The sequence below is a fragment of the Burkholderia seminalis DSM 23518 genome (assembly GCF_902832885.1).
GTDB classification, from domain to species: Bacteria; Pseudomonadota; Gammaproteobacteria; order Burkholderiales; family Burkholderiaceae; genus Burkholderia; species Burkholderia seminalis.
Map to the genome: position 1 here is coordinate 298,901 of NZ_CADFDK010000004.1, position 20,765 is coordinate 319,665.

A 20,765-nucleotide genomic window follows, 5' to 3' on the forward strand; every position below is an offset into this window, starting at 1 on the left:
CCGCCAGCCGCGCGACGAAGGAGACAAGCATGACCATTTCGCACGTGCTGCATGCCGGCGAGGACGCACCGCGCGCCGCCGCGCAAGCCGCGGAGCGCCTGACCGCCGACGATTACGCGGCCAGCGAGCGCACGCTCGCCAAGGCGTTCCGGCGCATTCTGCCGTTCATTTTCGTCTGCTACGTGATCAGTTATCTCGACAGGACCAACGTCGGTTTTGCCGCGCTGACGATGAACAAGGATCTCGGTCTCACGGCCGAGCAGTTCGGCATCGGCGCCGGCCTGTTCTTCATCGGCTATTTCCTGTTCGAGATTCCGAGCAACCTGATCATGCAGAAGGTCGGCGCGCGCGTGTGGATCGCGAGAATCATGATCACGTGGGGCCTGTTCTCGATGGCGACGGCGTTCGTCGTCGGCCCGAAGAGCTTTGCGGCCGCGCGCTTTCTGCTCGGGCTCGCCGAGGCAGGATTCACGCCCGGCATCTATCTGTATTTCACGCACTGGTTTCCCGGCAAGTGGCGCGCGAAGGTGACGGCCGCGTTCCTCGTCGGCATTCCCGTCGCGAACATGATCGGCTCGCCGATTTCCGGCGCGCTGCTCGAACTCGGCGGCCTGCACGGGCTGCGCAGCTGGCAGTGGCTGCTGCTGATCGAAGGCGTGCCGGCCGTGGTGCTCGGCATCGCGTGCCTGTTCGTGCTGGCCGACCGTCCCGAGAAAGCGGCGTGGCTCGGTGACGAAGAGAAGGCGTCGCTCGCGAAGCGCCTCGCGTTCGAGCAGCGCGACATCGGCGCGAAGCATGGCAGCGACCTGCGCGACGCCATGACGAACTGGCGCGTGTTCGTGCTCGCGTTCATCAACTTCTGCGGGATCGTCGGCTCGCTCGGCGTCGGCTTGTGGATGCCGCAGATCATCCGGCAGTTCGGCGTCGAACACGCGGTGGTCGGCTGGCTGACGGCGATTCCGTATGCGATCGGTGCCGGCGCGATGCTCTGGTGGGCGCGGGTCGCCAATCGCGCGGCCAACCGCATTCCGTACGTCGCCGGTGCACTGGCCGTCGCCGCCGGAGCGCTGTGCGCGAGCGCCTTCATTCACGCGCCGGCTTTCAAGCTGATCGCGCTGTGCGTCACGGTGAGCGGGATCCTCGCGTTCCAGGCGACTTACTGGGCCATTCCGTCCGGATTCCTCACCGGGCGGGCCGCCGCCGGCGGCCTCGCGCTGATCGTGTCGGTCGGCAACCTCGGCGGCTTCGTCGGACCGTCGCTGATCGGTGCGCTCAAGCAGTTCTCCGGCGGTTTCACCACGCCGCTCGTCGCCGTGTCGGCCGTGCTGCTGCTCGGTGCGCTGACCATTGCATGGCTCGGCGATCCGGGCTCGTGCGCCGGCGAAGCGCCCGCCGCCCGCAGGACGTGAATATTTCTTCGTCAGACCCACCCACAAAAAACAGTTTGGAGACTCCATGTTGTCGAATCAGGCCAGCCAGAATGCCCGCCCGAAATCCCGCTTCGTGCTCGGCGCCGTCACCGTCGCGAGCGCGGCGTTGGGGGGGGGGCGGTGTCGCACATGCGCAAAGCAGCGTCACGCTGTACGGCATTGCCGACGTCGGCATCGAACACATCAACAATACGAGCACCGGCGGCGCGCAGACGCGCGAAGCATCGGGCAACCTGTCCGGTTCGCGGTGGGGACTGAAGGGCGTCGAGGAGCTCGGCGGCGGCATGAAGGCCATTTTCCAGCTGGAAGACGGCTTCAACATCAATGACGGCACGACCGCGCAGTCGACGAAAGGCCTCGGTGCGAACGCCGCCACGACATCGCGGATTTTCGGCCGGCAGGCGTGGGTGGGGCTGTCTTATCGAGGGCAGCAACTGACGTTCGGCCGCCAGAACTCGCTCTTCTACGAACAGGCCGTGGCGTTCGACCCGATGGGCGCGTCGTCGCGCTATTCGGTGCTGTCGCTCGACTACGCGGCGGCCGCGCGTATCGACAATTCGGCGAAATACACCGGCGTGTTCGGTCCGCTGACGGCGCAAGCGATGTACAGCACCCGCTACGACACCGGATACGGCGCCGAGGTGCCGGGCGCGCAGCTCACCGGCCGCTTCTTCAGCGGCGCGCTGAGTTTCGCGCAGGGGCCGCTCGCCGCGAGCGTGTCGTACGAGCAGCGCAACAGCAACACCGTCGCGACGAACACGGGCACCGAGCGTCGCGCGACGGCCGCCGCGTCGTATGCGATCGGACCGGTGAAGGGATTCGCCGGTTATCGCTACCTGCATGCGTCGAACGCGTTCCTGCCGGCGAACCCGATTCGTGTCGCGAACGGGTCCGAAGCCAGCGCGGCGAACCTGTACTGGGCCGGCGCGCAATACGCGGTGTCGCCGGCGTTCGTGGTCACGGCAACGGCGTATTACCAGGACGTGCATTCGACCAGTGCCGATCCGTGGCTCGCCGTGCTCTGTGCGGACTATCTGCTGTCGAAGCGCACCGATGTCTACGCGACGGCCGGTTTCGCGCGCAACAAGGGCGGCTCCGCACTTGGCGTGAACGGCTACGGCACGGTTGCACCCGATCACAACCAGACGGGCGTGGTGATCGGCATGCGCCAGAAATTCTAAGGCGATTGCGATGCAGACCGTTCACGCGCCCCATCTGCCCGTCAGGCCCGAGTGGCTCGCATTGCGCGACGAGCCGGTGCTCGAAGCCGAGCTTGCCATCGTCGACGCCCATCATCACCTGTGGGGCCGCCAGACCGGGCGCTATCTCGCGGACGAATTCGGCGCGGACGTGCGCAGCGGGCATCGGGTCGTGTCGACGGTCTATGTGCAGTGTCGCTCGATGTTGCGTGCCAGCGGGCCGGATGCGCTCAAGCCGGTCGGCGAAGTGCAATTCGCGAGCGGCATCGCCGCGATGTTCGAAAGCGGCGCATACGGCCCCGCGCGGTGCTGCGAGGCCATCGTCGGCGGCGCCGATCTGTCGCTCGGCGCGGCGCTCGATGCGGTGCTCGACACGATGCTGCAGGTGTCCGGCGGACGACTGCGCGGGATCCGCAATCCGCTCGCGTGGCATGCGAGCCCCGACGTGCGATCGAGCCCGGTCACGCCGCCGCGCGACCGGATGTCGGATCCGGCTTTCCGGCGGGGCGTGACGACGCTCGCTCGCTACGGATTGTCGCTCGACGCCTGGGTCTATCACACGCAGCTCGACGACCTGTACGAACTCGCGCGCGCATGCGAGGACGTCGTCGTGGTCATCGACCATTTCGGCGGCCCGGTCGGCGTGGGCCCGCATGCCGGCCGGCATGCGGAAGTCCGTGCGCAATGGCAACGGCAACTCGCGCGTCTCGCCGCGCTGCCGAACACGCGCATGAAGCTCGGCGGCGCGGGCATGAGCGTGTTCGGTTTCGATTTCGCCGCGCGCGACCTGCCGCCGTCGTCGCAGGAACTGGCGGCCGCGTGGCAGCCGTATTTCGATACCTGCGTCGAATGCTTCGGCGTCGATCGCTGCATGTTCGAGAGCAACTTCCCCGTCGACAAGGGGATGTTCGGCTATCGCGTGCTGTGGAACGCCTTCAAACGACTCGCGTCGGCGATGTCGGCCGACGAAAAGGCCGCGCTGTTCAGCCGGACGGCCGCATCGACGTATCGCATCGCAATTCCCGGAGACAACCCATGAAGACGAGTGCAACCGTGGCGACGCAGGAGAGGGCGTCCGCTGCCGCGGAAAAAGGCGGTACGCGCATGACCCGTATCGAGCGGCGTTCGCTGACGCTCGCGGGGCTCGGCTGGACCTTCGAGAGCTACGACTCGTTCCTGCTTTCGCTGCTGCTGCCGACGCTCGCGCTGCAGTTCGGGCTGAGCAAGGCGCAGCTCGGTTTGTTCACGAGCGTCACGGCGGCCGGACAGATCGTCGGCGGCATTCTGTTCGGCTTCGTGTCGGACCGGATCGGGCGCGTGCGCACCGCGTTGCTGTGCGTCGGCATCTACTCGCTGTTTTCCGGCCTGATCGCATTTGCGCCCGACGCGCATTCGTTCGCCGCGTTGCGCTTTTTCGGCGCGCTCGGCATGGGCGGCACCTGGACCGCCGGCGCGGCGCTCATCGCGGAGACCTGGCACCCGAGCCGGCGCGGCAAGGGCGGCGCGCTGATGCAGATGGGCTTGCCGGTCGGCGCGATCCTCGCGATCGTGATCTCGGGCATCGTCGGCGCCGCGCATGGCGGATTGGCCGGCGACAGCTGGCGTCTGCTGTTCCTGATCGGCGCGTCGCCGTTCTTCATCCTGTTCTGGGTCGCGCGCAAGACGCCGGAATCGCCGATCTGGCTCGAACGCCGGCACGCGAAGCCGCACGCCCGCAAGCTCGACGCGGCCAGTCACGAGAAGCTGAACGTGCGCGGCCTGCTCACAGCCTTCTGCTTCATCTTCTTCCTGCAATACCTCTACTGGGGCGTATTCACGTGGACGCCGACGTTCCTCGTCACGGTGAAGCACCTCGACTTCGTGCATAGCCTCAAGTTCGTGCTTGCGCTGCAGTTCGGCGCGATTGCCGGGTTTCTGCTGTTCTCGGCATGGGTCGACCGGCTCGGCCGGCGGCCGATGTTCCTGGCCTATCTGCTGGTCGGCGCGATGGCCGTGGGCGTGTACATCGTGTCGGCGAATCCGTGGCTGCTGATGACCGCGATCTTCCTGACCGGCTTCAGCGTGAACGGCATCTTCGCGGGCGCCGGCCCGTTCCTCGCGGAGATCATCGGCAACACGGCATCGCGCGGGTTCTTCATGGGCCTCGCGTACAACGGCGGGCGGCTCGGCGGCTTCATCGCGCCGTTGATCATCGGCGCGCTGGCGTCGACGTCGGGCGGTTTCGTGCTCGGGCTCGCGACGACGATCGTCGCGTTCGTCGCCGCGGCCGCGGTCGTGCTGTTCGCGCCCGAAACGCGCGGAAAGGCGCTGTCATGAGCGTGGCAACGCGAGCGGGGTGGGTGAGCACGCTGTTTCCGGCGCTGTCCGAGGCGTCGCTGCGGCGCTATCTGAGCGGGCAGGTCGCGTCGGTACTCGGCAGCTGGACGCAGAACGTCACGCTGAATCTGCTGGTCTATCACCTGTCCGGCTCGGGGGCGATCCTCGCGCTGCTCAACTTTCTGCTGTACGGGCCGCAGTTGATCGTCGCGCCGGTGGCGGGCTCCCGCATCGGCGCGGCCAACGCGCGCCGCGTGACGCTCTGCGTGCTGACGGCGTCGCTGCTGCTGACCGGCAGCCTCTTCACGTTGTCGCTGCTCGGCCTGCTCGGCGTGAAGCTGATCCTCGCGCATGCGCTCGCGATCGGCGTGTCGAGCGCGGTGGAAACGCCCGCGCGGCAGGTGCTGCTGCTGACGAGCCTGCAGGACGCGACGCACACCTCCAACGCGGTCGCGATGAACACGATGGTCTACAACGTCGGGCGCATGGTCGGCCCGACCATCGCCGGATTCGTCTATCCGACGCTGGGGCCAAGGACGTCGTTTGCGATCTATGCGCTCGCGCTGTGCTTCATGGCGGCGTGCGTGCGGTCGATCCGGACCGCGTCGGCGGGCCGCCCGTCGCGCGCGGAGAGCGGCCTGCGCGATGCGGTCGGCTATGTCCTGTCCGATGCGTTCTCGGCCCGCTATCTGCCGATTCTCGCGTGCATCGGCCTGTTCGCCGGCAGCTACCAGACGCTCGTGCCGCTGCTCGCGGACCAGGGCTTTCACGATGCGGCGCGCTTTACCGGCGTGTTCTTCGCGTGCGCCGGCGCCGGCTCGTTGAGCGCGGCGGTGCTGCTGTCGTCGGCATTCGGGCCGCGCGCGTCGCACCGGTTCATCGCGTATGCACCGTGGACGGCGGTCGGCGCGCTTGCCGTGCTGGCCGCGACGACCGATGCGGCCGGATCGATTCCCGCGTTTTATGCGCTCGGCTTCAGCCTCACGTTCGCGGCCACGTCGACGAACGCGACCATTCAGCGCCAGTGCCCGGATCACGTGCGCGGCGGGCTCGTCGGGATGTACGGCATGGCCTACAACGGCACGATGCCGTTCGGTTACCTGCTCGTCGGCAGCGCATCCGAGGCGCTCGGCGTGCGACACACCTTCGCGGCAATGGCCGCCGTGCTCGCGTGCGGCGTCATGGCGGTCATCGCGTGGCAACGGTTCACAGGAACGCGCCCAGGCGCACAATAAACGGAGACAACATGCAAACCGGGTTCATGGAAGCGTCCGCGATCGAGCGCCGGACCATACGAAAGGTCGTCTGGCGACTCATTCCCTTTTTGATGATCTGCTACCTGCTTGCCTTTATCGACCGGGGCAACGTGGGGATGGCATCGCTGCAGATGAACCACGACCTCGGGATGTCGGCGACGGTCTTCGGCTTCGGCAGCAGCCTGTTCTTCATTTCCTACTTCTTTTTCGAAGTGCCGAGCAATCTCGCGCTGCAGAAATACGGCGCGCGGATCTGGATCGCCCGGATCATGATCACGTGGGGCATCGTGTCGGCGGCGACCGCGCTCGTGCACAACGCGACGACGTTCTACGTGCTGCGTTTCCTGCTGGGCGCGGCCGAAGCCGGCTTCTTCCCGGGCGTGCTGCTTTATTTGTCGTACTGGATTCCCGCGCAGTATCGTGCGCGCATCGTCGCGACGTTCATGGTCGCGATTCCGGCCGCGAGCTTCATCGGCTCGCCGATCTCCGCGCTGCTGTTGCAGATGGACGGCGTCTGGGGGCTGCGCGGATGGCACTGGCTGTTCATCCTCGAAGGCATTCCGACCGTGCTGCTCGGCATCGCATGCCTGTTCATGCTGACGAACAAGCCGGAAAACGCGAAGTGGCTCGACGACGACGAGCGCGCGTGGCTCTCGGGCGCGCTTGCCGCCGGCCACAAGACCCGCAAGAAGGTGCCGTCGCTGCCGCTCACGCAGCTGTTCCGCAACCGCTACGTGCTGTGCCTCGCGCTCGTCGACACGTGTGCGTCCGCGGCGGGCAGCACGCTGTCCGTGTGGCAGCCGCAGCTGCTCAAGTCGTTCGGCCTGACCGTCATGCAGACCGGCCTGCTGAACGCGGTGCCGTACGCGGTGGCCTCCGTGCTGATGGTTTACTGGGGCCGGCGCTCGGACCGTGTCGGCGAACGGCGCTGGCACACGGCCGTGCCGATGCTGCTGATCGGCGTGGGCCTGTTCGCGACGTCGCTGAGCGGCTCGCTGCTGCCGACGGTCTGCATGCTCTGCGCGGTGCTGGTCGGCGCGTATTCGTTCAAGGGGCCGTTCTGGGCACTCGCGACCGACATGCTGTCCAACAGCACCGTGGCGGCCGGGCTCGCGACGGTCAATGCGATCGCGAACCTGCTCGGCGGCGGGCTGATGGTGAACGTGTACGGGTGGGTGAAGGCCGCGACGGGCAGCTACGCGCTCGCCTTGATGCCGCTCGCGATCCTCACGCTCGTGAGCGTCGCGACGCTGCTGCTGCTCACGCGCAATCATGCGGCCGGCAAGCTGGTCGGCAAGACGGGGACCATCTGATCATGGCACGCATGGCGAGGCGTGAATTCCTCCGGATCGCCGGCGCGACGCTGGCTTCGGCTGCATTGCCGAGGCCGGCCGCCGCCGACGAAACGTGGTCGAGCGGCATCGAGCCGCCGGCGTTCCGGCTGCCCGACGGGGCGATCGACTGTCACATGCACATCTACGACGACCGGTTCCCGGTCGCGCCGGGCACGACGCTGCGACCGCCGAATGCGACCGTCGCGCAATACCGGCGCGTGCAGGCGCGGATCGGCGTGAAGCGCAACGTGGTCGTGACGCCGTCGACGTACGGGACGGACAATCGCTGCACGCTCGCGGCGATCGCGCAGTTCGGCGGCGACGCGCGCGGTGTCGCCGTCGTCGACGGCACCGTGAGCGACGACGAACTCCGGGTGCTCGATCGCGGCGGCATCCGTGCGATCCGGTTCAACCTGAGCTATCCGGGCGCGACGACGCTCGACATGCTGGCGCCGCTCGCCGCGCGTATCGCGAACCTCGGATGGCACATCGAGCTGGTGGTGCAGGGCGCGCGGCTGCCGGAGCTGGAGCCGCATCTCGCGGCGCTGCCTTGTCCGCTCGTCATCGACCATATCGCGCACGTGCCGCAGCCCGGCGGGCTGGCGTCGGCCGCGCTTCGTACCGCGCAACGCCTCGTCGACAAGGGCCATACGTGGATCACGTTGTCCGGCCCGTACGTCGACAGCAAGACGGGCGCGCCTGCCTACGAGGACGTCGCCCCGGTCGCGAAGGCGCTGATCGGCATGGCGCCGGAGCGCATGCTCTGGGGCACCGACTGGCCGCACCCGACGCAGAAGACGGACAAGCCGGACGACGCGAGCCTGCTGGACGTGATCGCCGGCTGGATCGGGCGTCCGGACTGGCAGCAGCTGATATTCGTTGCGAACCCCGCGAAGCTGTACGGGTTTGCATAGCGCGGACAGGATGAGGTCGCGAACGGGCGCGCATGCGCGGACTTGGATTGACGCGCCGCGCGGCGTTACCACCCTGCGTCACCAGGCGATATTGCAGGACGACCACGACGTCCCCGCGCCTCCGGTAGCCGTGCAATGCGTGCCCGCGCCGTTGTCGAAAAACGTCCGTGTTTCCGGTTGCGGTACGGACGGATCGTACGGATTCGGCGTCCCGTGCGGACCGCGTGCGGCATCGTACGGCCGCGTCGGCGCATACGCCCCGCCGCTGCCGACCGGTTTCGAACCGTTGTTCCGCAGGTATTCGTTCCAGTTCCGTGCGCGCTGTTCGGATCCGGGCAACGCGCGCCCGAGGCTGTCGCTGCCGCCCGCGCCGAGCGCGACGCGATTCGCAGGCAAGACGAAGCCGGATGCATGTCCGGCCGGCGTTTTCGCTTCGAGCGTATTGCCGGACACTCGCAACGGCCGCGTATCGGGCGTATCGAACGGGCTGCGTTCCGCGGGCACGGCATACTGCGCGCGTCGAGTGACGCGCCGCGCACGCACCTCGTCGCGACCGGCAGCACGACGCTCCGAGCGAAACACATTGGCGCCGGCCGACCGATCGGCCAGCGTGCCGCGCTCCGAGGCGTCGGCTACGGAAACGGAAAGCGTCCACACGAACGCAGCGGCGAAAGACAAGCGAAGAGCGTGACTCATCAGCGATCCCAATCAGGTGATGTGCATGGAGAAAAACGGCAGATCACTGGCTGGCGAGACTGAACGACGGACGGGCGTTGGTGCGGCCCTGAAGCGACGCGGCGAAGCGCGGTGGCGCGGTTCGCGGGAAGGCTGGCTGGATTGCAGAAGCGAGTTCGTATTATTTCATGAAAATAACAATTTGCTTTCTGTGACGATGAAATCGTCGGTGAATGGAAGGTTTTACCGCTTCGCGCGAACGCCCCTCATTGGTGCTTGCTGCCCCAATCGTCAGTTGATTGATTTTTCGCGATCGGCCTCCTGGCACCCTCCGATCGTGCCGGACTCGGCGAAGAATCGCCCAAACCCTTGCACGACAAGGCACCGATCTATCCCGCCACCTGTTATCGCAACCCGATTGCACCCCACGCAAACGTTCCCGCCCCACCGGGGTTGCGCCCTCGTCGCCACCGTACAACACCCAAACCCTACGTGTTTTCCCTCAGTCGACAGGCATTTTTGACAGACGATTTAAAAACGCCCATATAATTTCGACTGCCTTGCCAATGGCTGTCGGACCATCCCTCCGAACCAGCGATCTGGCAAGCGGGGCAGGCGAAACGCTTGCGCAATGCAAGACGCATCACGATGTCTTTCCGAACCAGACGTCCCCCTCCGGGGACTGCAAGAGCCGGGCCCCGCTACGCAACATTCCGCTGGAGTTCCGTCTTCTATGTGTCTCGGGCGTGTCCCATGTCCTCGCCCCGGGTGCTGTTCGATTGCGCAAGTCATGCCGCCTTTGCCCGTATGACTAAACAACATCGAGGAGCTCCCAGATGACGCTGTCCCGTCTTACGTCCATTTCCGTTGCCGCCGTGCTGTTCGCCGCCGGCGCCGCCGCCGCGCAAGCGGAAACCGTGAAGATCGCCATTGCTGGTCCGATGAGCGGCTCGGTCGCCCAGTATGGCGACATGGTGAAGGCCGGCGCGCTGACCGCGATCGAACAGATCAACGCGGCAGGCGGTGCGGGCGGCAACAAGTTCGAAGTGGTGATGATGGACGACGCGTGCGAACCGAAGCAGGCCGTCGCCGTCGCCAACAAGATCGTCAGCCAGAAGATCAAGTACGTGATCGGCCACGTGTGCTCGGGTTCGACGATCCCGGCCTCGGACATCTACGAGAACGAAGGCATCGTGATGGTCACGCCGTCGGCGACCGCGCCGCAGCTGACCGAAGGCAAGAAGCGCCACTTCATCTTCCGCACGATCGGCCGCGACGACCAGCAAGGGCCGGCCGCCGCGCACTACATCATCAACAACGTGAAGCCGAAGAAGGTCGCCGTCCTGCACGACAAGCAGTCGTACGGCCAGGGCATCGCGTCGTCGGTGAAGAAGGACCTCGAGGCCGCGAAGATCCCGGTCGTGCTGTTCGAAGGCATCAACGCCGGCGATTCGGACTACTCGGCGATCATCACGAAGCTGAAGTCGCAGGGCGTCGATTTCGTCTACTTCGGCGGCTACCACCCGGAAATGGGCCTGCTGATGCGCCAGGCGCGCGAGCAGGGCGTGAAGGCCACGTTCATGGGGCCTGAAGGCGTGGGCAACAAGGACGTGACGGCGATCGCCGGCCCGGCCTCGGAAGGCATGCTCGTCACGCTGCCGGCCGACTTCTCGGCCGACCCGGCCAACGCGGCGCTCGTGAAGGCGTTCGCGGACAAGAAGCGCGACCCGAACGGTCCGTTCCAGATGCCGTCGTACGCAGCGGTGAAGATCATCGCCGACTCGATCGCGGGAGCGAAGACGACCGACCCGACGAAGGTCGCCGCGTACATGCACAAGACGACGTTCGACACGCCGATCGGCAAGGTCGCGTACGACGCGCAGGGCGACCTGAAGGCGTTCAAGTTCGTCGTCTACACGTGGCACAAGGACGCGACGAAGACCGCCGCCAAGTAATACGGCGTACCCGCCCGCGCGCCCGCCCTGTCCGAGACCCGGACGGGGCGGGCGCGTATTGGCCGCGCATCGGCCCATCGCGCGGCCAACGGGCGGCCCGAGACGACACCGTGCGTTGCGCGCGGCCGAACGCCGTGATCCGGCGGCGGCAGGCGACCCAGCGCCAACGGGAGCTTCCCGCACATGACTGACTTCTTTCCGCAATTCGCCCAGCAGCTGGTCAACGGCCTGACGCTGGGCGCGATCTATGCGTTGATCGCCATCGGCTACTCGATGGTCTACGGCATCATCGGCATGATCAACTTCGCCCACGGCGAGATCTACATGATCGGCGCGTACGTGGGCCTCGTGACCCTCACGGCCATCGGCATTTCCGCCGGTTATCCGCTGCCGCTCGTGCTCGGCGCCGCACTGATCGTGTCGGTGATCGTCACCGGCCTGTACGGTTTCGCGGTCGAGCGCGTCGCGTACCGCCCGCTGCGCGGCGGCCCGCGCCTCGTGCCGCTGATCTCCGCGATCGGCATGTCGATCTTCCTGCAGAACTACGTGCAGATCGGCCAGGGGGCGCGCGACGTGTCCGTGCCCGTGCTGATCTCCGGCGCGTTCGACATCCATCTCGGCGGCGACTTCGACGTGACCGTCCCGTATTCGCGCCTGATGATCGTCTGCGTGACGCTCGTGCTGATGATCGCGCTCACGCTGTTCATCTCGCATTCGCGGATGGGCCGCGCGTGCCGCGCATGCGCCGAGGACATGAAGATGGCGAACCTGCTCGGCATCGACACGAACCGCGTGATCTCGTTCACGTTCGTGCTCGGCGCGATGCTGGCGGCCGTCGGCGGCGTGCTGATCGGGCTGACGATCGGCAAGCTGAATCCGTATATCGGTTTCGTCGCGGGCATCAAGGCGTTCACCGCCGCGGTGCTCGGCGGGATCGGCAGCATCCCGGGCGCGATGCTCGGCGGCGTGCTGCTCGGCCTCGCCGAAACCTTCGCCGCGGGCTACATGCCGGCCGAGTACAAGGACGTCGTCGCGTTCGGGCTGCTCGTGCTGATCCTGCTCTTCCGCCCGACCGGCCTGCTCGGCAAGTCGGACATCGAAAAGGTCTGAGGGAGACGCAGATGAGTCAAGTCATTTCCGTTCGCCGCCCGGCCGCCGACGCTTCGCTCGGCCAGGCGCTGAAAAATGCCGTGGCCGCCGCGTTGCTGACGGCGATCCTCACGATCCCGGTGCTCGGCCTGCAGCTGAAGCTCGACGGCTACCAGGTCGTGCTGACGCCGCATTGGCGGCCGGTGTGGATCGCGGTCGCGGCCGTGTTCCTGTTCCAGTTGTTCAAGCCGTGGCTCGTGCGCGCGAAAGCGGCCGTGAAACTGCCGGCGGCGCCCGCGATGGGCGCGCGGCAGCAGCGCGCGATCATCTGGGTGCTGCTCGCGGTCGGGCTCGTGTGGCCGTTCTTCGGTTCGCGCGGTGCGGTGGACGTCGCGACGCTCGCGCTGATCTACGTGATCCTCGGCCTCGGGCTGAACATCGTGGTCGGTTTCGCGGGCCTGCTCGATCTCGGCTATGTCGGGTTCTACGCGGTCGGCGGTTATACGTACGCGATGCTGAACCAGTATTTCGGGCTGTCGTTCTGGGCGTGCCTGCCGATCGCGGCGATCGCCGCGGCGACGTTCGGCTTCCTGCTCGGCTTCCCGGTGCTGCGCCTGCGCGGCGACTATCTCGCGATCGTCACGCTCGGCTTCGGCGAAATCATCCGCCTGCTCGCGAACAACCTGACGAGCCTCACCGGCGGCCCGGACGGCATCTCGGGCATTCCGAAGCCGACGGTGTTCGGCTTCGAGATGGCGCGCTCGGCGAGCGTCGAAGGCGCGAAGACCTTCCATGAACTGATCGGGCTGGAATACAGCGGCGAGCACATGGTGATCTTCCTGTACCTGATCGCGCTGGTGCTGGTCGGCTTCACGCTGTTCGTGACGAGCCGCCTGATCCGCATGCCGATGGGCCGCGCGTGGGAAGCGCTGCGCGACGACGAGATCGCGTGCCGTTCGCTCGGCCTGAACCCGACGCGCATCAAGTTGTCGGCATTCACGCTCGGCGCGGCGTTCGCGGGGATCGGCGGCGCGTTCTTCGCGGCGCGCCAGGGCCTCGTGAATCCGGAATCGTTCACCTTCATCGAATCGGCGCTGATCCTCGCGATCGTCGTGCTCGGCGGGATGGGGTCGCAGCTCGGCGTGATTCTCGCGGCGATCCTGCTGACCGTGCTGCCGGAAGTCGCGCGCGGGTTCGCCGAGTACCGGATGCTGATCTTCGGTCTCGTGATGGTGTTGATGATGATGTGGCGTCCGCAGGGCCTGCTGCCCGCGAGCCGTCCCCACGTGGAGCTGCCGCGATGAGCGTGAATACGGAACTGTTGAAGGTCGCCGGGCTGCAGATGCGCTTCGGCGGGTTGCTCGCGGTGGACGGCATCGATTTCGACGTGCGCCGCGACGAGGTGTTCGCGATCATCGGGCCGAACGGCGCGGGCAAGACCACGGTGTTCAACTGCGTCGGCGGCTTCTACAGGCCGACCGGCGGCGCGGTCGAACTCGACGGCCACCCGATCGCCGGGCTGCCGAGCCACAAGATCGCGCTGAAGGGCCTCGTGCGGACGTTCCAGAACATTCGGCTATTCAAGTCGCTGACCGTCGTCGAGAACCTGCTCGTCGCGCAGCATCGCAAGGTGAAGGCGGGGTTGCTGCACGGGCTGTTCGCGACGCCCGCGTATCGTCACGCGGAGAAGGAGGCGCTCGAGCGCGCGGCCGTGTGGCTCGACCGGATGGGGCTGACGTCGGTCGCCAACCGCCCGGCCGGCACGCTGTCGTACGGGCACCAGCGGCGTCTGGAGATCGCGCGCTGCATGATCACCGATCCGCGGCTTTTGATGCTCGACGAGCCGGCAGCCGGCCTCAACCCGCAGGAAAAGATCGAGCTGCAGCACCTGATCGACACGCTGCGCCGTGAATTCGGCGTATCGGTGCTGCTGATCGAACACGACATGAGCCTCGTGATGGGCGTGTCCGACCGCATCCTCGTGATGGAGCACGGCCGGCCGATCGTGATCGGCACGCCGGAAGCGGTCCGCAACGACCCGCGCGTGATCAAGGCGTATCTGGGGGAAGAGTGATGCTGAAGCTGGAACAGGTCCATACGCACTACGGCGCGGTCGAGGCGCTCGCGGGCGTGTCGATCGAGGTGAACAAGGGCGAGATCGTCACGCTGATCGGCAGCAACGGCGCCGGCAAGACGACGCTGATGATGACCGTGTGCGGCACGCCGCGCGCCTCGTCGGGCCGCGTGCTGTTCGAGGGCAACGACATCACCGCGATGTCGACGCACCAGATCATGCGGCAGGGGATGGCGATCTCGCCGGAAGGGCGGCGCGTGTTCCCGAGCCTGACGGTGCTCGAAAACCTGAAGATGGGCGGCTTCTTCGCGAGCCGCCACGAGATCGACGACGGCATCGAGCACGTGTTCAAGCTGTTTCCGCGCCTGAAGGAGCGCGCGGCGCAGCGGGCCGGCACGATGTCGGGCGGCGAGCAGCAGATGCTCGCGATCGGCCGCGCGCTGATGAGCAAGCCGCGCCTGCTGCTGCTCGACGAGCCGACGCTCGGCCTCGCGCCGCTCGTGATCGCGCAGATCTTCGACATCATCCGGACGATCCGCGACGAAGGCGTCACGGTGTTCCTCGTCGAGCAGAACGCGAACAAGGCGCTCGGTGTGGCCGATCGCGGCTACGTGCTCGAAACGGGGCGCGTGGTGCTGGCGGACACGGGCGCGAACCTGCTCGCGAACGACCGTATCAAGCAGGCGTATCTCGGCGGCTGAGCGACGGGAAGCCGCCGGCCTGCAACGGGCCGGCGGTGTCCGGCTCTCGACGTTTCCGCATGCAGGGCCGGTTCCCGGCCTTGCTTTTCCTACCCGATCCTGAACGTGCTTTTCAGCACGTCGCGCAGATGCAGCGCGGCGCGATTGCTGTCGTCCGTCAGGATCGTGATCAGATGCGGCGGCAGATCGGGCAGCACGATCCCGGCGACATGGCTCGTCAGGTTGCCCGACACGCGATCGTGCTCGATCAGCCCGACCGCGAGGCCGTTCGCGATGCAGGCTTCGACCGCGGGCGAGCTGGCGCTCTCGAGCAGCATCCGGTGCGCGATCTTCGCCTTCTTCAGCGCGTTCAGCGCGGTGTCGCGATACGGGCAGCCCTGCAGCTGCACCGCGATCGGCAGCGGCGCATCGGGATTGAACTTGAACGTGCGCGCGGCGACCCACACCGGATGGGTCTTGCTGAGCAGCTCGGCGTGCGGCGGCGCTTTCGACACGACGGCGATCGTGATGTCGAGCTGGCCGCGCGCGAACAGCTGCTGCAATTCTTCGCTGGAGCGCGCCTCGACGGTCAGTTCGAGCAGCGGCCGGTCGGCGGCGAAGCGCGGCAGGAATTCCGCCATGAAGTGCGCCGCGTACGAATCCGGGATACCGAGCCGCAGCTTGCCGGTCAACATCTGCGGCGACAGCGATTCGACGAGCCGGTCGTGGCTCAGCAGGAACTCGGTGGTGTCGCTCAGCAGCTTGTGGCCGAACTGCGTGAGTTCGACGGCCTGGTTGTTGCGCGTGAACAGGCGCTGCGCGACCATTTCCTCCAGCTTCTGAATCTGCGCGGTGACCGACGACGGGCTGCGGTTCACGTGAGCGGCCGCATCCTTGAAGCGGCCGAGCTTCGCGACGGCGTGGAAGGTTCGCAGCAGGTCGACGTCCAGGGTGCGCGGCATGATTTGGTTTTTCCGAATCAGTGATTCAGGTAATGTCGATTGACGGAATTATTGGGCATCCCATATTCTCGGGTCAACAGGCAGACAACGGCAGGCAGCCGGTCGGGCGTTGCACGCATCCGGGGAACGATTCATGTCGATCAATGATTTTGTCGTAGATGCATTGGTGCGGGACAGGAAGCTGAAGGCGGAGTCGGTATGGACGGTCGAGAATCACGAAAAGTATTCGACGCTGAAGCGCACGGACGATGACGCGCGGCGCAGGGCAGCGGGGCGCGAAGTCTTCTCGCTGATGCGAAACCTGAACGAGCTGGGCGTGCGGAGCCCGGCGCTGTGTGCGGATCGCGACGGCAACGGTTCGTTGCGCGAAGCGATCGGCGCGTTGAGCGAGCGGCTGGCCACGTTGTCGCGCGGCCGCGATGTCCACTACATCGAGCTCGGGCCCGAGCCGGTCAAGACGACCGAGCTGATGAGGGCCGTCAGCGGCGGCGGGCCGGACCATCTGCGCTACACGGCCGTCGACATCAACGAGTCGTCGGAAGACACGATGCGGCACGCGATCATGCCGTTCCTGAAAACGCCCGGCTGTTTCAACTACATCGCCGACGATTACCGGAACGTGCAGTGGAACCACATCCACTTGGGCCAGGACGTGACGTTCATCACGATGCTCGGGTTCCAGGAGGGCAACGAGTTGCCGGTGACGATCGGCCGGCTGATCCGCACGCTCGGCGGGAAGTCGACCTACGTCGTATCGGAGATGCAGTTGCTCGTGGAGGGGCGCGAAGAGCCGATCTACAACTTCTACCGCAACGAGAACATGGTGCGGTTCTCCGAAATCGTCAGCCGGCAGCAGGGCTTCGAGCCGCTCGGCGAGCATCATGTGTCGATCGTGCGGCTCAATCTGCTCGGCGACCAGTTTCACGTCGCGGTCACGCTGCAACCGGTGTCGAGGGCGGGCGCCGACGGGCACCTGATCACCAACGTCTGCCTGAAGTACACGCCGGAGCAATTCCGCAACGTGCGCCTGAGCCACGGCAATTGCCGCGTGATCGAGGAGCTGCGCAGCGGGGGCGGCAGCGTTGTCTACCAGATCGCGCAGTTCAAGGGCTGAATGCCGGAATGCCGACAGCGAGGCACGCGATGAACAAGGGAAATGCATTGCCGGTGTTTGCGCGCGGGTTCGACCGGGTGAGGCTCGCGTTGCGGACGTCGCTGTCGGCCGGCGTGAACGTCGACGGCACGCTGGACGCAGCGACGGAACCGATGCGCTGGACGAGCGCATGCCTGCGCGACGGTTACGAGGTGCGATACCGCCGCAACCTCGACGATCTCGGCTATCGCGAGGTGCCGATGCGCGGCACGCGTTCCGATTCGCTGAACGCGGTGTGCCATCTGCGCGGGCTGTTCTCCGACGAGGCGGTGAGCGCGTTGCGCGAGATCGGCCGCGCGCTGGAGCGCAGCGCGTCGAGCAGCGACTGGATCATCTCGAAGCGCGTGCGCGCGGTGACGAACCGGTCGCGCTTCATCGACGACATGATGCACGACCGCGCGTTCCTGATGCGGGTGTCGCGTCTTGCCGGCGCCCCGCTGATTCCGTATCCGATGGTCAATGCGCGGTCGCAGTTCAATTACTACTATCCGACGGACTCGCGCGAAGGCGGCAACGCGCCGCTCGGCATGTGGCATACCGACGGCACGAGTTTCGTGCTGAACGTCGTGCTGTCGGATCGCGCCGATTACGAGGGCGGCAACTTTCTGTTCTACGAATCGACCGCGGAAACGTTCGATCGTCACGACAAGGAACGCCGGCATGTGAAGACCGCGAACCTGGACCGCGCGGGCGACGCGCTGCTCATCTACGGCAGCAAGCTGTTCCATGGCGTCGAGCCGGTCGAGGCCGGACGCCGCATGTCGCTGGTGCTGTCGTTTCATTGCCCGTACACGCGCGAGGACGACAACGGGTTCTGGCATCTCGCGTCGGACGACGGCATTCCCCGCACGATCGTCAACTGGCTGGCGCTGCAGCGCGCCCTCCGGGACGACGCCGAATTGCAGTACCGCCGCCTGGGGCTCGAACCGATTCGCCCCGAAGACCTGGACGACCAGCGCCTGTCTCCGGCCCCCTTCTGAGAGCCGTCGCCCCATGCAGCTATTCCTGCTTCAGCTCGTTTTCGTGTTGTCGTGGAGTTCCGGTTTCATCGGCGCGAAGCTCGGCGCGGAGACGGCCGGTGCGTTCAACCTGCTGTTCTGGCGGTTCCTGCTCGTCACGCTGTGCCTGGCGGTCGTCCTCAACCGGCGGCTGGGGCGCCTGACGCTCGAAAAAATCCGCTATCACGCGGTGATCGGCTTCCTGTCGCAGTTTCTTTACCTGACCTGCGTGTACATCGCGATTCAGCATGGGCTGCCGCCGGGCATCGCCGCGATCGTCGCGGCGTTGCAGCCGCTCATCACGGCCGCGATGACGTCGCTCGAGGGCAGCGAGCGCAGCGGGGCGCGCCAGTGGGCCGGGCTCGTCGTCGGGTTCGTCGGCGTGGGCATCGTGATCGGCGGGCAATATGCGTTGCCGGCCGGGTCGGTCGGGATCGTCATGTACCTGTTGCCGCTGGTGTCCGCGCTGGGGCTGTCGATCGCGACGATCTATCAGCGGCGGCGCGCGCTGACGGCCGCGCGCAGCAACGAGGACGGGCTGTTCCTGCCGCTGTTCGTGCAAGGGTGCGTGAGCCTCGTGCTGTTCGCCGCGTGCGGGATCGTCACGGGCAATCTGCATGTGCCGACACAGCCGAACGTATGGGTGTCGGTCGTGTGGCTGACGGTGTTCTCGACCTTCATCGCGTACCTGTCGCTGTGGGCGCTGCTCAAGCGCATGCCTGCGACGCGCGTGGCGACCCTCGTCTATCTCGAGCCGCCGGTGACGCTGTTGTGGGCCGCATGGATGTTCGGCGACCGGATCGAGGTGACGACCTATCTCGGCATCGTCGTCGTCGCGATCGGTGTGTGGCTGGCGGGCAGGCGCGTCGAGCGGCCCCCGCGGGCGCGGCGGGCGGAGATGAAGGCGGCCGGGCGCTGACGGGCTGGCCGCGCGGGCGATTCCGGTGTAGCGTCGCGAGACAACCCGACTCGCGAAGGAACCCGATGAAAGTCAAACGGATCGTCGCCAACATCGACACACGGTCGGTCGACGACGCAACGCGTTTCTACCGGCAGATCTTCGGTCTCGACCTGCTGATGGATCACGGCTGGATCGCGACCTACGGCAATGCCGAGCAGATGGACGTACAGATCAGCTTCGCGTCGCAGGGCGGATCGGGCACGCCGACCCCCGATCTGTCGATCGAGGTCGACGACGTCGACGAAGCGCTCGAACGGGTTCGCGCGGCCGGCATTCCCGTCGAATACGGGCCGGCCGACGAGCCGTGGGGCGTGCGGCGCTTTTACGTGCGCGATCCGTTCGGCAAGCTCGTCAACGTGCTCGCGCATCGCTGACCCGACGCGTCGGGCAAGCTTCCGCGCGGCGACGTTCAGGCATGCAACGCCAGCCCCTTCACCGCCTTGTCCACGGCCTTCTTCGGCCCGTGCAGCGCCAGACCGACCAGATCGGGATTGGCCGCATCCTCGGCGCGAAACGCCGCGCGGTTGGCTGCGTCGTGGCCGGTCGAAAACATCGCACGCACGTAGGGCACGATCGTCAGTTCGCGCGATAGCGCCTGCCGGTGCGCGGCCTGCAACCCGTTCAGGTCGGCCGCGAATACCAGCATCGGCTGGCCGAGCATCCGGCCGTAGCGGCGGCCGGCCGCATCCTCGTAAGGTTCGCCGAGCGCGTCGGGCGCGCCGGCCGCGACCCCCGTCGCGAGAAACGCGACCACGTTGAGTTTTTGCCATGCGGCGAGATCGTCGCGCACGATCAGCGCTACTTTCGTATCGAACATGCTTGCTCCTGGTTGGAGCGTCCATGATCGGATGCCGCGCGCGATCGGTCTGGAACGTTTGTGCAGAGTTGTCGGTACGCGGCCGGCGTGATCCGGTACGCGCGGCGGAACCAGCGGCCCAGATGGCTCTGGTCGGCAAACCCGACGTCCGCGGCCGCCTGCGCGGGCGTGCGGCCGGCCGCCAGCAGCCGGCGCGCGGCGCGCAGCCGCAGGCGGACGAGGTACGCGTGCGGCGACGTGCCGAAGGCGCGCTGGAACATCCGCGTCAGCCGGAATCGGTCGATGCCGGCGACGCCCGCCAGTTCATCGAGGCCGATATTGCCGTCCATGTGTGCATGCAGCAGGTCGCGCACGCGGGCAATCGCGGGCGGCACGACGCCGCTTTCCAGCGCGGGCGGGCCGCGCAGTTCGCCGCCGAGCCGCGTCAGCAGGCGGTCGAGCGTCTGGTCGCGGGCGAGCCGGCCTTCGCTGTCGTGGATCGCGAAGAATGCGTTGCGGATCGCGTCGACGAGGCTGCGGTCGTCGACGAGCGTATGGCCGAACGTGGCTTCGACGCCGCCGAGGCCCGGCAGGTTCAGCCGGCGCGCGGCGCGCTCGACCCACGCTTGCGGCAGGTACAGCATGCCGTAGGTGAAGCCGCCGGCCTCGGGCGCGTGGCCGTCGTGCATCGCGCCCGGCTCGATCAGGATCGCGCGGCCCGGCACGCTGGTATGCAGCGACCGGTGGCACTGGAAGCGCTGCACGCCCTGTTCGGTGAAGCCGACCAGCATGTCGTCGTGATCGTGCGCGTCGTACGCATGGCCGGTGAAATGCGCGTGCAGGCTTTCGATGCCGGTTTCCGCATCGCGCCGTGCGACGAGCCAGTGGTCGGTCGTGGCGGTTGTCGTCATCGGATGCCTCGCGCGTGGTCGTTGCGTGACGGATAGTGTACGCAGGTCGCGGGATGGCGGCG

18 protein-coding genes and 2 pseudogenes are annotated in these 20,765 nt (G+C 66.8%); 16 read left to right on the plus strand and 4 right to left on the minus strand.

Annotated features, from left to right (window positions below; all coding sequences use genetic code 11):
* Window positions 1–29 precede the first annotated feature (29 nt).
* From HWX00_RS15540 to HWX00_RS15570, 7 genes and pseudogenes are all read left to right on the plus strand, one after another.
* Window positions 30–1,409, plus strand: coding sequence for an MFS transporter (locus HWX00_RS15540; RefSeq protein WP_175026783.1), 1,380 nt, complete (start codon window positions 30–32; stop codon window positions 1,407–1,409).
* 46 nt (window positions 1,410–1,455) lie between these two features.
* Window positions 1,456–2,611: pseudogene (locus HWX00_RS15545) on the plus strand (porin).
* 10 nt (window positions 2,612–2,621) lie between these two features.
* Complete coding sequence (locus HWX00_RS15550) at window positions 2,622–3,668, plus strand: amidohydrolase family protein (protein WP_175026784.1); 1,047 nt, start codon at window positions 2,622–2,624, stop codon at window positions 3,666–3,668.
* Complete coding sequence (locus HWX00_RS15555) at window positions 3,665–4,945, plus strand: MFS transporter (RefSeq protein WP_034186145.1); 1,281 nt, start codon at window positions 3,665–3,667, stop codon at window positions 4,943–4,945. Before HWX00_RS15550 ends, HWX00_RS15555 begins: the two co-directional genes overlap by 4 nt.
* On the plus strand, window positions 4,942–6,180 hold the full coding sequence (locus HWX00_RS15560) for an MFS transporter (RefSeq protein WP_059556879.1): 1,239 nt from the start codon (window positions 4,942–4,944) through the stop codon (window positions 6,178–6,180). The genes HWX00_RS15555 and HWX00_RS15560 overlap by 4 nt, the downstream gene beginning before the upstream one ends.
* Before the next feature lie 11 nt (window positions 6,181–6,191).
* On the plus strand, window positions 6,192–7,514 hold the full coding sequence (locus HWX00_RS15565) for an MFS transporter (RefSeq protein WP_059556878.1): 1,323 nt from the start codon (window positions 6,192–6,194) through the stop codon (window positions 7,512–7,514).
* 2 nt (window positions 7,515–7,516) lie between these two features.
* Entirely contained in the window at window positions 7,517–8,449 is a 933-nt protein-coding gene (locus HWX00_RS15570; RefSeq protein WP_175026785.1) for an amidohydrolase family protein, read from the plus strand.
* Window positions 8,450–8,527: 78 nt separating this feature from the next.
* On the opposite strand, the gene HWX00_RS15575 is transcribed toward HWX00_RS15570, so the two are convergent.
* Complete coding sequence (locus HWX00_RS15575; protein WP_226194115.1) at window positions 8,528–9,127, minus strand: hypothetical protein; 600 nt, start codon at window positions 9,125–9,127, stop codon at window positions 8,528–8,530.
* 833 nt (window positions 9,128–9,960) lie between these two features.
* Between HWX00_RS15575 and HWX00_RS15580 the strand changes: the two genes are divergently transcribed.
* The 5 genes from HWX00_RS15580 to HWX00_RS15600 all read left to right on the plus strand — a co-directional run bounded on the left by HWX00_RS15580 (window position 9,961) and on the right by HWX00_RS15600 (window position 14,943).
* Window positions 9,961–11,079: a branched-chain amino acid ABC transporter substrate-binding protein gene (locus HWX00_RS15580; protein ID WP_006484706.1), complete on the plus strand. Its 1,119-nt coding sequence runs from the start codon at window positions 9,961–9,963 to the stop codon at window positions 11,077–11,079.
* Between the two features lie 183 nt (window positions 11,080–11,262).
* Window positions 11,263–12,189 carry a high-affinity branched-chain amino acid ABC transporter permease LivH gene (livH, locus tag HWX00_RS15585; protein WP_034186151.1) on the plus strand — a complete coding sequence of 309 codons (927 nt, stop codon included), beginning with the start codon at window positions 11,263–11,265 and terminating at the stop codon, window positions 12,187–12,189.
* Window positions 12,190–12,200: 11 nt separating this feature from the next.
* Window positions 12,201–13,472 carry a high-affinity branched-chain amino acid ABC transporter permease LivM gene (locus HWX00_RS15590; RefSeq protein WP_049035043.1) on the plus strand — a complete coding sequence of 424 codons (1,272 nt, stop codon included), beginning with the start codon at window positions 12,201–12,203 and terminating at the stop codon, window positions 13,470–13,472.
* Window positions 13,469–14,242, plus strand: coding sequence for a high-affinity branched-chain amino acid ABC transporter ATP-binding protein LivG (livG, locus tag HWX00_RS15595; protein WP_059556876.1), 774 nt, complete (start codon window positions 13,469–13,471; stop codon window positions 14,240–14,242). The genes HWX00_RS15590 and livG overlap by 4 nt, the downstream gene beginning before the upstream one ends.
* A complete protein-coding gene (locus HWX00_RS15600) occupies window positions 14,242–14,943 on the plus strand; it encodes an ABC transporter ATP-binding protein (RefSeq protein ID WP_006484776.1) in 702 nt (233 codons plus the stop codon). Before livG ends, HWX00_RS15600 begins: the two co-directional genes overlap by 1 nt.
* A gap of 89 nt (window positions 14,944–15,032) precedes the next feature.
* On the opposite strand, the gene HWX00_RS15605 is transcribed toward HWX00_RS15600, so the two are convergent.
* Complete coding sequence (locus HWX00_RS15605; protein ID WP_034186154.1) at window positions 15,033–15,884, minus strand: LysR substrate-binding domain-containing protein; 852 nt, start codon at window positions 15,882–15,884, stop codon at window positions 15,033–15,035.
* A gap of 133 nt (window positions 15,885–16,017) precedes the next feature.
* On the opposite strand from HWX00_RS15605, the gene HWX00_RS15610 reads away from it, so the two are divergent.
* The 4 genes from HWX00_RS15610 to HWX00_RS15625 all read left to right on the plus strand — a co-directional run bounded on the left by HWX00_RS15610 (window position 16,018) and on the right by HWX00_RS15625 (window position 19,370).
* Window positions 16,018–16,998, plus strand: coding sequence for a hypothetical protein (locus HWX00_RS15610; protein ID WP_175026787.1), 981 nt, complete (start codon window positions 16,018–16,020; stop codon window positions 16,996–16,998).
* Window positions 16,999–17,027: 29 nt separating this feature from the next.
* Window positions 17,028–18,017, plus strand: a complete 990-nt coding sequence (locus tag HWX00_RS15615) for a 2OG-Fe(II) oxygenase (protein WP_175026788.1) — start codon at window positions 17,028–17,030, stop codon at window positions 18,015–18,017.
* Window positions 18,018–18,030: 13 nt separating this feature from the next.
* Complete coding sequence (locus HWX00_RS15620; protein WP_175026789.1) at window positions 18,031–18,954, plus strand: DMT family transporter; 924 nt, start codon at window positions 18,031–18,033, stop codon at window positions 18,952–18,954.
* 65 nt (window positions 18,955–19,019) lie between these two features.
* The gene (locus tag HWX00_RS15625) at window positions 19,020–19,370 is read left to right on the plus strand and encodes a VOC family protein (RefSeq protein ID WP_034186157.1); all 351 of its coding nucleotides are present in this window, start codon (window positions 19,020–19,022) and stop codon (window positions 19,368–19,370) included.
* 35 nt (window positions 19,371–19,405) lie between these two features.
* Here the strand turns inward: HWX00_RS15625 and HWX00_RS15630 are convergent, their stop codons facing one another.
* Both HWX00_RS15630 and HWX00_RS15635 read right to left on the minus strand, forming a co-directional pair.
* The gene (locus HWX00_RS15630; RefSeq protein WP_034186158.1) at window positions 19,406–19,813 is read right to left on the minus strand and encodes a DUF2000 domain-containing protein; all 408 of its coding nucleotides are present in this window, start codon (window positions 19,811–19,813) and stop codon (window positions 19,406–19,408) included.
* A gap of 47 nt (window positions 19,814–19,860) precedes the next feature.
* Window positions 19,861–20,703, minus strand: a pseudogene (locus HWX00_RS15635) (AraC family transcriptional regulator); the annotation flags it as partial.
* Between the last annotated feature and the right edge of the window lie 62 nt (window positions 20,704–20,765).

Excerpts from the sequence above, each read along its gene's own strand:
- HWX00_RS15540 (WP_175026783.1), top strand. The coding sequence starts at position 30 with ATGACCATTTCGCACGTGCTGCATGCCGGCGAGGACGCACCGCGCGCC.
- HWX00_RS15550 (WP_175026784.1), top strand. The coding sequence starts at position 2,622 with ATGCAGACCGTTCACGCGCCCCATCTGCCCGTCAGGCCCGAGTGGCTC.
- HWX00_RS15555 (WP_034186145.1), top strand. The coding sequence starts at position 3,665 with ATGAAGACGAGTGCAACCGTGGCGACGCAGGAGAGGGCGTCCGCTGCC.
- HWX00_RS15560 (WP_059556879.1), top strand. The coding sequence starts at position 4,942 with ATGAGCGTGGCAACGCGAGCGGGGTGGGTGAGCACGCTGTTTCCGGCG.
- HWX00_RS15565 (WP_059556878.1), top strand. The coding sequence starts at position 6,192 with ATGCAAACCGGGTTCATGGAAGCGTCCGCGATCGAGCGCCGGACCATA.
- HWX00_RS15570 (WP_175026785.1), top strand. The coding sequence starts at position 7,517 with ATGGCACGCATGGCGAGGCGTGAATTCCTCCGGATCGCCGGCGCGACG.
- HWX00_RS15580 (WP_006484706.1), top strand. The coding sequence starts at position 9,961 with ATGACGCTGTCCCGTCTTACGTCCATTTCCGTTGCCGCCGTGCTGTTC.
- livH (WP_034186151.1), top strand. The coding sequence starts at position 11,263 with ATGACTGACTTCTTTCCGCAATTCGCCCAGCAGCTGGTCAACGGCCTG.
- HWX00_RS15590 (WP_049035043.1), top strand. The coding sequence starts at position 12,201 with ATGAGTCAAGTCATTTCCGTTCGCCGCCCGGCCGCCGACGCTTCGCTC.
- livG (WP_059556876.1), top strand. The coding sequence starts at position 13,469 with ATGAGCGTGAATACGGAACTGTTGAAGGTCGCCGGGCTGCAGATGCGC.
- HWX00_RS15600 (WP_006484776.1), top strand. The coding sequence starts at position 14,242 with ATGCTGAAGCTGGAACAGGTCCATACGCACTACGGCGCGGTCGAGGCG.
- HWX00_RS15605 (WP_034186154.1), bottom strand. The coding sequence starts at position 15,884 with ATGCCGCGCACCCTGGACGTCGACCTGCTGCGAACCTTCCACGCCGTC.
- HWX00_RS15610 (WP_175026787.1), top strand. The coding sequence starts at position 16,018 with ATGTCGATCAATGATTTTGTCGTAGATGCATTGGTGCGGGACAGGAAG.
- HWX00_RS15615 (WP_175026788.1), top strand. The coding sequence starts at position 17,028 with ATGAACAAGGGAAATGCATTGCCGGTGTTTGCGCGCGGGTTCGACCGG.
- HWX00_RS15620 (WP_175026789.1), top strand. The coding sequence starts at position 18,031 with ATGCAGCTATTCCTGCTTCAGCTCGTTTTCGTGTTGTCGTGGAGTTCC.
- HWX00_RS15625 (WP_034186157.1), top strand. The coding sequence starts at position 19,020 with ATGAAAGTCAAACGGATCGTCGCCAACATCGACACACGGTCGGTCGAC.
- HWX00_RS15630 (WP_034186158.1), bottom strand. The coding sequence starts at position 19,813 with ATGTTCGATACGAAAGTAGCGCTGATCGTGCGCGACGATCTCGCCGCA.